The sequence below is a fragment of the Halosimplex salinum genome, from assembly GCF_003730195.1.
In the GTDB taxonomy this organism is placed as follows: domain Archaea; phylum Halobacteriota; class Halobacteria; order Halobacteriales; family Haloarculaceae; genus Halosimplex; species Halosimplex salinum.
This window is the reverse complement of sequence record NZ_QWGG01000002.1, coordinates 320823-333544: the sequence shown is the minus strand read 5'-3', so window position 1 is coordinate 333544 and position 12722 is coordinate 320823. Positions and strand designations below refer to the sequence as shown.

The 12722-nt window shown below is 70.7% G+C and carries 9 protein-coding genes; 5 read left to right on the top strand and 4 right to left on the bottom strand.

Annotated features, from left to right (window positions below; all coding sequences use genetic code 11):
- Window positions 1-25 precede the first annotated feature (25 nt).
- Window positions 26-1513, bottom strand: coding sequence for a hypothetical protein (locus D1409_RS06935; protein ID WP_164471597.1), 1488 nt, complete (start codon window positions 1511-1513; stop codon window positions 26-28).
- 339 nt (window positions 1514-1852) lie between these two features.
- On the opposite strand from D1409_RS06935, the gene D1409_RS06930 reads away from it, so the two are divergent.
- The 5 genes from D1409_RS06930 to D1409_RS06910 all read left to right on the top strand — a co-directional run bounded on the left by D1409_RS06930 (window position 1853) and on the right by D1409_RS06910 (window position 8842).
- Window positions 1853-3223 carry a polysaccharide deacetylase family protein gene (locus D1409_RS06930; RefSeq protein WP_123535432.1) on the top strand — a complete coding sequence of 457 codons (1371 nt, stop codon included), beginning with the start codon at window positions 1853-1855 and terminating at the stop codon, window positions 3221-3223.
- Between the two features lie 44 nt (window positions 3224-3267).
- Window positions 3268-4992 carry an asparagine synthase-related protein gene (locus tag D1409_RS06925; RefSeq protein ID WP_123535431.1) on the top strand — a complete coding sequence of 575 codons (1725 nt, stop codon included), beginning with the start codon at window positions 3268-3270 and terminating at the stop codon, window positions 4990-4992.
- Between the two features lie 79 nt (window positions 4993-5071).
- Complete coding sequence (locus tag D1409_RS06920) at window positions 5072-6043, top strand: alkaline phosphatase family protein (protein ID WP_206424995.1); 972 nt, start codon at window positions 5072-5074, stop codon at window positions 6041-6043.
- A 157-nt stretch (window positions 6044-6200) separates the two neighbouring features.
- The gene (locus D1409_RS06915) at window positions 6201-7391 is read left to right on the top strand and encodes a glycosyltransferase family 4 protein (RefSeq protein WP_164471596.1); all 1191 of its coding nucleotides are present in this window, start codon (window positions 6201-6203) and stop codon (window positions 7389-7391) included.
- Window positions 7391-8842, top strand: coding sequence for a sulfatase-like hydrolase/transferase (locus tag D1409_RS06910; protein WP_123535427.1), 1452 nt, complete (start codon window positions 7391-7393; stop codon window positions 8840-8842). The genes D1409_RS06915 and D1409_RS06910 overlap by 1 nt, the downstream gene beginning before the upstream one ends.
- A 26-nt stretch (window positions 8843-8868) precedes the next feature.
- Here D1409_RS06910 and D1409_RS06905 read toward each other — a convergent pair whose 3' ends face one another.
- The 3 genes from D1409_RS06905 to D1409_RS06895 all read right to left on the bottom strand — a co-directional run bounded on the left by D1409_RS06905 (window position 8869) and on the right by D1409_RS06895 (window position 12515).
- Window positions 8869-9816 (bottom strand): aldo/keto reductase, encoded by a 948-nt coding sequence (locus D1409_RS06905; protein ID WP_123535425.1) that lies wholly within the window; start codon window positions 9814-9816, stop codon window positions 8869-8871.
- Between the two features lie 113 nt (window positions 9817-9929).
- The gene (locus D1409_RS06900; RefSeq protein ID WP_164471595.1) at window positions 9930-11441 is read right to left on the bottom strand and encodes an oligosaccharide flippase family protein; all 1512 of its coding nucleotides are present in this window, start codon (window positions 11439-11441) and stop codon (window positions 9930-9932) included.
- Window positions 11442-11558: 117 nt separating this feature from the next.
- Complete coding sequence (locus tag D1409_RS06895) at window positions 11559-12515, bottom strand: hypothetical protein (RefSeq protein ID WP_235853524.1); 957 nt, start codon at window positions 12513-12515, stop codon at window positions 11559-11561.
- Window positions 12516-12722 lie beyond the last annotated feature (207 nt).

Sequence of the window (12722 nt, the reverse complement as noted above, 5' to 3'; positions counted from 1 at the left end):
GCCGTCGAACGGGGACGGATCGGGCTCAGTCGTCGATCCCGTTGGGGAAGTCGTTGTGCTTGAGTCGGTAGTCCGCGACGTCGTCGAATATCTTGATCGAGGCGCGGTCCTCGTCGTAGGAGACGCTACGGGTGTCTTCGATCCAGGCGCCCTCGTCCTTCACGGAGAGGCCGCGCTCGGCGACGGCGATGTCGCAGTCGTCGACGTAGGCGTCTCGCCCCGCAAGGAGGATGCCGCGGCGCTTGTTCCCGCCGGTCTGGTCGATGGTGACGTTCCGGAACTCGCAGCCGTTCCGCAGACAGCGGATAGCGTGGCGCATCGTCTCGCCGCCGGCGTCGCCGGTGATCCGGACGTTCGAGAGCCCAACCTCGCCGCCGCCGCCCGCCCCGATCTGGATCGCGTTGTTGCTGTCGCGCATCTCGACGCCCACGTCCTCGAGGTACGTCGGTCCAGTGCCCGGGTTCACGTGGACGCCGATGGACGCGTCTTCGCCGACGGTCACGTCCGAGTGCTTGACGAACGCCCCGTCCACCTCGCTCCCGACGTTGATCCCCTCGCCGGTGGGGTTGGGCATCGACACCGTCGTGTCGTCGACGACCACCCACTCGCCGTGGTCGAGGCGGATCCCCTCCTGCGGGATGTCCCAGGGCTGGTCGTCGACCACCACGGTCGCGCCGGTGACGGAGACCCGCCGGCCGCCGAGCCGGAGCGACGCGGTGCCGCTGTTGGCGTAGCGACCGCCCTCGACGTTCACCCTGCCGCTGCCGCCCGAGGCGTAGAGCCCGTTGTCGGGAAAGCCGCCGAGCACGCAGTCGCGAAAGGTGATCGTCCCCTCGTGGGCCCACGAGCAGAGGATGCCGGTCGGCCCGCGCCAGAGGTGGTCGCCCGGGGTCTGCCACGTCGCCGCCGCTCCGTCCGGGGCGCGAAAGCCCTGGACGACCCCCTCGCCGCCGCCGTCGGTGATGCGGAACAGCGCCGGCCCCCAGGTGCCGCTGTCGTGGCGGCCCCGGATGTCGATGTTTTTCACCGTGAGCCCGTCGTCGACGGCGACGTCGAACACCCTGACCCCCGTGTCGGCGGCCGTGAAGTCGACCGTGAAGTTCTGGATGTGGAGGTCGTTCCCCGGCACCTCCGGGGTCCCGAGCCGGAACAGTTTGTTCGAATCGTCCGCGAAGGAGTGAAAGTGAGCCGGGACGAGCGTCGCGTCCAGCCCCGCCATCCCGAAGTGGTCGAAGTCGGTGAACCGGACCTTGCGGTCCATGTAGTACCGCCCCGACGGGAACTTCAGGAGCGTGTCGTCGTCCGCGAGGTCCTCGATCACGTCCACGACCGACTCCTCGCCGGTGCGGTCGGCGCCGTAGTCGGTCACGTAGAGCGAGGTGCCGTACTCGTCGTCGAGTTCGTGGTACGCCGACGCGACCCCCGAGAACACCCCCACCCCTGCGAGTCCCGCACTCCCGGATTTCAGAAACGATCGCCGGTCGAGCCGCGTGGAAGACAGTTCAGATGTCACGGGACATGGACCGTGGCTGGGGGTGATGAATGACCTCGATAGTCTCGACCGTTTCGGACTGTTTCGGCCGATTTTGCCGGCGAAACGGTCAGTAGCGCGATCACTGTCCCGGTGGTTCGACGCGGACCGCGACGGATCCGAGCGGTCGGTCCCCGTCGTTTAGGCCCCCGATAGTCGCCGTCAGAGCCCGTCGTCGACGGCGAAACCGGGCGATCTGGGCGGTGAGTGCGGGCGGCGCGTCGGCGCGCGAGTGAGAAGCGACCGGGGAGGGCGGTGGCGACCCGCTGGCGGCCTACGCGACCGATAAGTAAGTGGATCGGCGGCGTGGGGACGACCCAGATGAGACAGTCCAGACGAGCCTTCCTCGCGACCGTCGGAGCGGTCGGCCTCGCCGGCTGCGCCGGTGTCGGGGGCCGGAACGACCCGGGCGTCGTCACGCCCACGGACGGGACCGACGCGGGGACCGACGTCGCGACCGGGGCCGAGACGGACGCCGCGACCAGCGGCGAGACGGACGCCACCACCGCCGGCGCGCCCGACACTGGGACGAGTACGTCGACGCCCGCCGGCCGCACGGGTACCGCATCGGTCCCCCGAACGGACGTGGGAGACCGGCTGGAGGGCTTCGAGGACCTCGAGTACTGGTACGCACTCTCGGACCAGGGGACGGTCGAACCGGAGCTCGAGGGCGTCTACGCCGGGTCCCAGTCCATGCGGCTGCGGGCGTCGGGCGACGACGCGTTCGCGGGAGCGTTCACGTCGTTCGGCGAGCCGCGGGACTTCGACGGCAAGAACGTCTCCCTGGCCGTCAAGGTGCGAGCGCCGGCGATCGCGAAGCTCTCGGTGGCGCTGCTGGCCCCGGACGAGTCGAACATGGTCAGGATGACGCGGACGTTCCCGGGACCCGTCGGGACGTGGGTCCGCTCGGACATGGGCGTCACGGCGGTCCGCGGCGATCCCGACCTTTCGGCCGTCCAGGAGGTCCGACTCGTCGCCCGGCGCCGCGACCAGGACGACGCCGCTATCGACGTGTCGGTCGACGACGTGCGGCTCGCGGACGCCCCGGACGCGGGGTCCGTGACGTTCACGTTCGACGACACCCACGAGAGCCACTACGAGACGGCGTTCCCGCTGATGGAGGAGTACGGCTTCAGCGGCGTCGAGGGCGTCATCTCGGACGCCGTCTACCGGGGCGACCGGCTCGACGTCGGGATGATGCGCGAGATGTCGGACGCGGGCTGGGACATGGCCTCGCACCCGTACGTCGGGGAGAAGCTCCTCACGGAGTCGTCCGCGGCGAAACAGCGGAGCGTCATCGAGGGGAACAAGCGGTTCCTCGTGGACAAGGGGTTCGAGGCGGGCGCGCGCCACTTCCTGACGCCGAAGAACATGGTCGGGCCGGCGACGATGCGCATCGTCCGGGACGTCCACGACTCGCTGTACACCTTCGGCGGCATGCCCAACGGACGGCCCGCCACGACGGACTACTACAACAGCCGGATCGCGGCCGCGAACACCGACCGGGTCAGGCAGTACGTCGACTACGCGGCCGAGTTCGGCCAGCACCTCGTTTTGAACCACCACGCGATCGGAGCGGAGGCGGGCGAGATCTCCGAGAGCGACTTCGCGGCGCTGCTCGAGTACGTCGACGGCGCGGACGTGAACGTCGTGACGTGTTCGGACGTGCTCGCGCCGCAGGGACAGCATTGACGGGCGACGTGAGCGACTCTCTCCGCGACACCACGAGGGGTTCGATGGAACTGTTGACCGGCGAAGACGACTGGATCGCCCGGGCCGGCACCGACCGGAACCGGATGCGGATGCGCAAGGAAGTGTTCGGCGTCTTCGGCGACCGGACGGCCTTCGAACGCCACCGCGAGACGGACGCGTTCGACGCCGTCGTCGCGGGCGAGCACCTGACCGTCGGCCTCAGAGACCCCGCGCTCGGCGTGTCCGGCCGCAGCGACGTCTACGAGCACGAGGCCGGTCACTGCGTCGTGTGGGGCGAGGCGTACTGTCCGACCGGTGGCGACGCTGTCGCCGCCTGGCTCGCCGACGCCTACGCCGAGCGCGGCGCTGCGGCGTTCGCCGATCTGAACGGCTCCTATCTCGTCGCGCTCGAACACGGCGAGGACGCGCTCGTCGCCACCGACCCCATCCGCTCGTGGGAGTGTTTCTACACCGACGCTCCCGGGACCCGCGTCTTCGGCTCGGATCCGACGCCGGTCCAGGAGACTGTCCCGGACCCGGAGGTGCGCCGCACCGCCCTGCTGGAGTTCCTCCACCTCGGGACCGTGCTCGGGGAGAAGACCCTGTTCGAGCGGACCCGTCGGGCGCCCTTCGACGGGTACGTCACCCGCGACGGCCACGGGGAGTTTCGCCGCTTCGTCTACGATCCGGCGGAGTTCGACTACGCAGCCGAACTGGCCAACCGCCTCCGCACCGCCATCGACCGCCGGAGCGACTACCCCGGCGAGACCGGCCTCCTCCTCTCGGCCGGCTACGACTCGCGCGTCCTCCTCTCCGAACTCCCCGCCGTCAGCCGCTGTTACACCGTCGGCTCGCCGAACGACCAGGAGGTCGCCGCCGCCCGGCGGGTGGCGGAGCAGTACGGCGCCGACCACCGGGTCCTCGAGACCGACGACCGCTACCTGTCGCTCGACCCGTCCAAGAGCCGCTACAGCCAGTCGATCAAGGAGTCCCTGCACGTCCACCACGCCGGCTACACCGACGACATCGAGGTCGACTCGGTGTACCACGGCCTGCTGTACGACACCCTCTTCAAGGGCTTCTTCCTCGAACGCGACGCCGTCGAGATCGCCGGCAAGCGCCTCCCGTGGCGGCGTCTGGCGACCGACCCGGACCCGTTCGACTCGCTCCTCGACACGCTCGGCTTCTCGGCCCCGGACAGCCGGGACCTCACGCGGTCGGCGAGGCGCGTCTTCGAGGACGTCGAGGTCGACGACCCGGCCGCGTTCCTCCGCTCGTCGCTGGGGAGCGAACTCGACGCCTGCCGGGACCGTGCGGCGACCGACCACAACGCCACGGACCTCCTCGCCATCCGCAACCAGCCGGTGTTGCCCTTCCGGACGCACCTGGCGGACAACTTCCTCGAATCGTTCGTCGCCGTCGACAGCGGCCTCCTCGACTGGCACCTCCGCACCCCGCCCGAGCACCGGTCGCCGGACACGTTCCGCGCGGCGATGGAGCGACTCGACCCCGCGATCGACCGCCACAACCCGCCGGACCGCCCCCACGACGCGCCCCTGCTCAACTACGCCGAGTCGTTCCTCCGGCGACTGCTCCCGTTCCTCTCGCCGTTCGAGTCGGCGTGGCCGGACCGCGAGGCGGTCTACGAGCGCTACGACGTGGCCGCGCGCCTGTCCGCCCCGGTGTCGGAGGACCTGTCGGTCCGGCACGCGCTCCGCCTGCACGACGCGCTCACGCAGGCGGCCGCTCACGAGTGCCGCGAGGACTGACCGCCCGGCCGCGAAGCGGGCCCCGAGTGACTTACCGCGTGCATAAGGAAGGGCCCGCCGCCGCTACGGACCGGTACCCGTGAACATCGCCGAACTCGCCCGGAGCGGCTCGGGCCTGTCCTACGCCGCCGCGCGCCGCGCCTACGACGCGTACCTCGGGACCTGGTACACGATCACGTCGCGATACCCCCTCGGGACGAACGTCTACGACCGCGAGTGGGACGCGCTGCTCGTGCTCGACGCCTGCCGCGTCGACGCGCTCCGCGCGGTCGCGCCGGAGTACGACTTCCTCGACGCCGACCGGATCGAACGGACGGTCTCGGTCGGGAGCCACTCCTTCGAGTGGCTGGCGAAGACCTTCACCGGCGACCGACGCCGCGAGGTGGCCGACACCGCGTACCTCACCGCGAACACGCACGCGCAGATGCTGTTCGTCGACGGCGACGTCCCGCCCTACGAGCGGGAGGTCCCGGGCCGACCGGCCTGGGACGCGGTCGACGCCGCGGACTTCGGCCGGCTCGACATGGTCTGGCGGGACGGCCACGACGACGATCTCGGCAACGTGCCGCCCAGACGGGTCACCGACCGACTCGTCGACGTGTCGCGCTCGGAGGAGCACGACCGGGTTATCGCCCACTTCATGCAGCCCCACGCTCCCTACCTCGCCGGCGCGCTCGCCGAGGACCGCGACCCCACGCCCCTCGAGCGGTCGCCGCTGGACGCCTTCGCGCGCGGCGACGCCGACCGCGAGACGGTGTGGGAGCTGTACCTCGACAACCTGCGGCTCGTCCTCGACGAGGTCGCCCTGGCGCTGGAGAACCTCGACGCGGAGACCGTCGCGATCACGGCCGACCACGGAGAAGCCATCGGCGAGTGGGGCGACGTCGACCACCGCGAGGCGTTCCTCCACCCGGTCGTGAAGACGGTCCCGTGGATCGAGACGAGCGCGACCGACGAAGGCACGTACGAACCCGAGACGACGGGGGCGCCGGCCGACGACGGGGGAGACGTCGACGTCGAGAAGCGCCTCCGCGACCTGGGGTACGTGTGACGCGGTCACCGTCGGTTCGCAGTGTGACGCGACCACGGCCGGTTCGCACCGTGATGCGCCCCCCGTCGGTTCGCACCGCCTAATCCGGTGAGACGCGCGCTTATCGGACCGATAAGGAAGTGCGGTGGGCGGGTAGTCGGACTCGATGCATATCGGGATGGTTTCGATACCTCTCCAGTCCGGAGGGGCGGAACGGCTCGTCATCGAAGAAGCGAAATACTTCGCCGGGGTCGGACACGAGGTCACGCTCGTCACCGCCGACTACTCCGACTCGTTCCTCGACGAGTTCGACCTCCCCGCGAACGTCTCCGTCCGCACCTACAGCGCGCCGGACACCGCCTCGGGGATCGCCGACTTCGTCACCGAGACCGGCGGCCTCCTCGCGACGGTCCCCGACGTCGACCCCGACGTTCTCTTCACGCACTACCGCAACATCCAGATCTACCTCGTCGAAGCGTTCTCGGACCTCGACGTGCCCTTCACGACCCACGTCCACGGGTCTATTCTCTGGTTTCGCGACAACCCGCGCCTGCTCCCCCACCGCCGCGACGACGGCTTCGACGACCTGATCGACGCCGTGCCCGGCCACTCGGAGTTCCAGTCCGACATCGACGACGCGCTCGTCCCGCGGGGGAAAGCCGAGATCGAGGAGTGGCTCCAGAACCGGGCGATGGCCGCCTGCGACGTCGTCTTCACCGGCTCGAACCGGGTCGCCGCCGAGCTCGAAGTGCTCTACGACGTCGACCCGGTCGTCGTCCACCCCGGCGTCGCCGACGAGTGGCTGGCAGACCACGACGAGACGCCGCACGTCGAGCTGATGGACCGCGAACACGTCGTGCTGGCGCTGAGCCGCCTCGACCCGCGCAAGCGATTGGACCTCCTCCTGCGCGCGTTCGCGCGCCTCCGCGAGCGACGTGACGACGTGGGACTCGTTATCGGCGGCACCGGCTCCCACGAGGAGACTTTGAGAGAGATCGTCCGCGACGAGGGCATCGAGGACGACGTCAGGTTCGCCGGCTACATCCCCGACGACGAACTGCCGGCCCACTACAAGTCGGCCGACGCCTTCGCCTGCCCGGCGTGGATGTCCTACGGCCTCGCGCCGCTGGAGGCCTACGGCATGCGGACGAAGCTCGCGCTCTCGGCGGACACGTTCGTGAAGGAACTGCTGGGCGACCAGCGCGGCGTCGCCGTGGCCGAGCCCCGGACCGAGGCGTGGGTCGACTGCCTCGACGAACTGCTCGACGCCGACGAGACGCCGGGGGCCGACGACGTGTCCGTGGTCCCCACCTGGACGGAGTACTGCGCGGAGAAACACCGCGTCCTTGAGGCCGAGGGGGTGCTGTGATGGGGCGGCGCAACGTCGCGCTGGTCGTCCTCGACACCGTCCGCAAGGACGTCTTCGACCGCCACGCGACCCGCCTGCAGGCGCTCGCCGACGTCGACGTGGCCGAGTGCCGCGCGGCCAGCGTCTGGAGCACGCCGAGCCACGCCAGCATGCTCACCGGCGAGTTGCCCCACCGCCACGGCGCCCACACGCACAACGTCGACTTCGCCGGCGTCGACCGGGCGGACACGTTCCTCGCCGACCTGCCGGACCACGCCGCGCTCGGCGTCAGCGCGAACGTCCAGGCGAGTTCCGCGTTCGGCTTCGCGGACTGCTTCGACGAGTTCACCGACGTGAACCCCGACGCGCGATTCAGCGAGGGGCTCGACCCGGCGGCGTTCTACCGGTCCGACGACCGCACGGGGGCCGCGCTCTACGCGGGCTTCCTGCAGGCGGCGCTGTCGCACGAGCATCCACTGGCGAGCCTCGCGAACGGCGCTCTCGCCCAGCTCGACAGCCTGGCCAAGCGGGGTCCGACGCCGGCGCTGTTCGACAACGGCGCCCGCGTCGTCGCGCGTGACGCCAAGCGCGCCGTCGACCGCACCGACGAGCCGTTCTTCCTCTTCGCCAACGTCATGGACGCGCACGTCCCGCTCCGCCCGACCTACGGGTTCGACGGCGACCTCCACGACGCCCCGCCCCGGTGGCACTCGGCGGAGCTGTCGAAGTGGGAGATAAACCTGGACGGGCTCGGGCCCGAGCACGAGCGCGACCTGCGCCACTACCGCGACCTCTACGGGGCCGCCGTGGACTATCTCGACCGTCGCGTGGCCGACCTCGTGACGGACCTGCGCGCGCGAACCGACCGCGAGACCACGGTCGTGATCACCGCCGACCACGGCGAAAATCTGGGCTACCCGGACGAGGACGGGCTCGTCGACCACAAGTCGTCGGTGACCGAGGGCCTGCTCCACGTCCCGCTGTGCGTCGTGAACCCGCCCGAGGGCTTCGAGCGAGTCGCGCGCGACGCCGACGGGTACCTCTCGCACCTCGCGCTGGGGGAGATGCTGGCGGCGTTCGCCCGCGACGAGGTGCCGTCGCCGTTCACCGACCGCGCGGTCGCCGAGGTGGTCGGCGTCGGGACGACCGTCGGGCCGCTCGACGAACCCGGCCGCGAGGACGAGTTCGAGCACTGGGATCGGCTGATCCGGTGTGCATACGACGACGGCGAGAAGTACGTCTGGGACTCGCGGGGCGCGAGCGAGCGGTACGCCCTCGACGGCGGGCCCTGTTCGCAGACGCGACGGAGCGACGACACCGCCGTCCCCGCCTGGGCGGCCGACCGATTCGACGGCACGGCGAGCGAGGCCAAGGCGGCGGCGCGGAGCGGTGGCGCGGCGGGCGGTGACGGCCTGGACGGCGGCGTCGACGACGACACCCGGGACCGGCTCGCCGAACTCGGCTATCTCTGAGCCGGCGCCGCGGTCGAGGTGGGCGGTCAGTCGTGGTACGCGTCGGCGATGCGGTCGTACTGTTCCGCCGAGAGCGACACGTCCATCGCGCCGAGATTCTCTTCCATCTGCTCGGTCGTCCGCGCGCCGAAGATGGGCACGCAGGTGAACTCGCGCTGGTCGACGAGCCACCGCAACGAGACCTGCGCGGGCGTGGCGTCGACCTCGTCGGCGACGTCGGTCACGGCGTCGAGCACGCGCCACTGCCGGTCGGAGAACTCCATGTCCCAGTCGTGCAACGCGGCGCGCGAGTCGTCGTCGGCGTCGCCCTGCTCGTACTTCCCGGTCAGGAAGCCGCCGTCGAGCGGCGAGTACGGACAGACCGCGACGCCCTGGTCGGCGCAGACGTCGAGATAGTCCTGCGGCCGGTCGGCCGCGTTGAACCGCGGCTGGGTGGCCTCGAACCGCTCCAGACCCTCGAGTTCGCTCGTGGCGAGCCCCTTCATGAGCTTCCACGCCGCCATCGACGACGCCGCCAGGTAGTGGACCTTCCCCTCCTCGACCAGGCGGGTGAGCGTCCGGAGCGTCTCCGCGATGGGCGTGTCGTCGTCCCAGCGGTGGATGTAGTAAACGTCGAGGTAGTCGGTGTCCAGCCGGTCGAGCGACCCCTCGATCTCCGCGCGGATATTCTTGCGCGAGAGGTTGCTCGAAAAGCGGCTGACGCCCGCGTTGTACACCTTCGAGGCGATGACGTAGTCCTCGCGGTCGCGGTCGGCGAGCCACTCGCCGATCCACTGCTCGGATTTGCCGTTCCCGTAGCTGTTGGCGGTGTCGACGAAGTTACCGCCGGCCGCCGCGAAGGTGTCGAGCAGTTCGTGGGCCTGCTCGCGGTCGGTCTCGACGGTCCCGTCGCTCCCGGTCTTGTTGAATCGCCAGGTCCCGAAACACAGTTTCGAGACGTCGAGCCCCGTCGAGCCGAGCTTCGTGTACTCCATACCCGAAACGGGGTCGGTGACCGGTTAACCGTAGCGGAACCGGAAGTCCGACGCGGGCTCGCCCGCGTCGGTCGGTCCCGATGCGACCGCGAACGGCGAGCGCGCTCGTGGCGTCAGTCGCCCACCTGCGAGCGGGTCCGGTCGACGAACTCGCGGTCGGCGTCGTCGATCCCGAACGCCCAGATCGCGGCCCCGAACGTCCCGAGACCGACGAGCCCGCCGACGAGGATCAGAGGGAGCCCGCCGAGGCGCGGGTCCAGGGCGGCGCGGACGGCCAGCATCGCGACCGTGGCGTACCCGACGGCGCCGACGGGCTCCAGGTACCGCCGCGAGTACGGCGTCATCCCCTCGAAGTACCACACCTGGACGATGCGGGCGGCGTTGACGACGCTGATAGAGATACCGGTGGCGACCGCGGCGCCGACCATCCCGTAGCGGAGGATGAGCACGTAGTTGAGGACGACGTTGAGGAGCGCGGTGCTCACCTGGTTGACGACGTTGAGGTACTGGTGGTCGGTCATCATCAGGACGTAGCCGCTGGGACCGACGGCGACGTTGACGACCTTCGCGACGGCGAGGACGACGAGCACCGTGGCACCGGCGGTGAACTCCGACCCGAACAGTGCGAGGACGGGGACCCGAAAGACGATCAGCGCCGCGCCGCCGAGCAGGGCGATGCCGAACATCCAGCGAGTGAGGAAGCCGTAGATCGATTCGAGGTCCTCGTAGTTGTCCGCCTCGTAGAGGCGGGAGGCGACGGGCGGGAACACCTGGTTGGTCGCCATCAGCGGGAGCGCGAGGAGACTGGCGAGTGCGAGCGCGACGTTGTAGATGCCGACGTCCGCGGCGCCGGAGGCGAGCACGCCGAGCATGAGCACGTCGACGTTGCTGTAGACGAGCGACCCGGCGCGCGAGACCGTCAGCGGGAGCGAGTAGTCGTAGTACTCCGCGGCCACGTCGCGGGTGCCGGCGAGGCGCGGTCGCAGGTCCGTCCGCGCGAACAGCAGCGCGAACGAACCGGCGAAGACGGCGACGCCGGCGACGACGAGCGCGACGACGACGCCGACGAGCGACGCGTCGAGGAGGAACGCCGCCCCGACCGCGACGACCTGGGCGGCCGGCAGCGCCACCTTGTTGACGCCCACCGTGTACTCCAGCCGTTCGAGGCTCCGGAACGTCGCGGTGACGACCCGCCGGAGCGTGTAGAAGGGGAGCACGGCCGCGAACACCCGGAGCGCGTCCGTGAACAGCGGTTCGTCGAGCGTGTAGGCGTTGATGGCCGGAGCGGCGACCGCCAGGGCCGCGGCGGCGACGAGGCTGGCGACCAGCGAGGTGACCAGTCCGAGCGTCAGCACCGCGCCCCGGCGCTCGGGGTGGTCCTCGAACTTCGGCATGAACCGCAGGACCGCCTTGTCGGCGCCCAGGTCCGCGAGACCGGCGCTGACGGCGATCAGTTTCTTCGCGAAGACGTACACCCCGTAGGCCACCGCGCCGACGGCGTGGGTGAGCGCGAGCGTGAGCAGGAAGCCGAACACGCGCGCGACGAGCGTCCCGACGGTGAAGATGGAGCTCCCGCGCAGGATCGAGAGCATCGACGACCCTCGTACGTCCCCGCCGTCGCTCACGCGGGGCCACCTCTGCGCCGGACGCGCCCGTGGTCGGCAGTCGACCGGACGCGCCCGCGGTCGACAGCCGACCGGCGGTCGCTCGTCGCCGGGGGACCGTCGGCCGTCGGGCGCGCCTCAGGCATAGCCGAGGTGGTCGAGGCGGTCCCGGACGGTGTCGCTCGCCACGTCGTCGGTCTGTTCCGGCGGGTCGGCGGTGACGGTCCGGCGCTCGTCGGCCGGGAGCTCGTGCCACGGCACCTCGACGAGTTCCGGGACCCGCAGGCCGGCGGGGTGGCCGTAGCGGCGGAACGGGACCGGCCACTGGCGCTCGCCGAAGAGGTTCCCGTGGTCGGCGGTGAGGACCGTCTTGCCGCCGAGGGGCGTCGCGAGGTCGGCGGCGCACTCCGCCACGAGGTCGAAGTTCTCCGCGTAGGCCGCCCAGACGGCCTCCGTCGAGACGGCGGCGTCGCCCGCGGCGAGGCGGTCCCAGATGGAATCTGTCGGTTCGTCGGTCTTGGCCTGACCGGTGACGTGGCCGGTGACGCCGCCGCTGTCGAGCGAGCGCCCCGTCTCGCCGATGAAGGGGTAGTGCGGTTGCATGAAGTGGACGAGGAGGCGCTTCTCGGGGTAGCGCTCGCGGGCGGCGCGGGCCGCGTCGGCCACCGCCCCGGGCGGGACCGTCCCCAGGTCGGGGTCCCACTCGTCGGCGAAGCAGTCGACCACGCGGTGGAAGACGCCGTCGTCGAGCCGCGTGGCGAAGGGGTTCGCGGTGACGTAGACGGTGTCGTGATGGGTCTCGCCGGCGAAGTTGTGCTCCAGAAACTCCAGGCTCTGCGAGCCCGGAGACGTGACCTTCCGCAACTCGCCGGGCAGGTCGTGACGCTCGGCGAAGAGGTCGTAGCGGCAGGCGTCGAGGACGAAGCAGTTGTCCCAGTCCTCGTCCATGATGGCCACGGCGTCCCCGGGCGGGTGCCGGCGCGCGGCCACGGCCCGGTTGAGCCGCGAGCCGAGCGCTGCCGCTTCCGTCCGGAGCCGCCGGGGGTCGCGCACCACCCGGCGCAGATTCGTCAGGTTGTACCGAGACGGCAACATACCCGGCCCTTCGGGACGGGTGCATTTTTCTACGGGCCAGCTAATCGGCGGGCGGCGGCCGCCCGCTCGCGGTCCCGCCCCGCTCGCGAGTCGCGGTGGCATCCGACCGCCGTCCCGTCGTTCGCGCCGCAGCGGCCCCGAGGCCGCCGGCGAATGATTTTGGGATCGCGTAAAGCGCCGAGGGCCCGGCAGTGGGGCGGAGGCGCG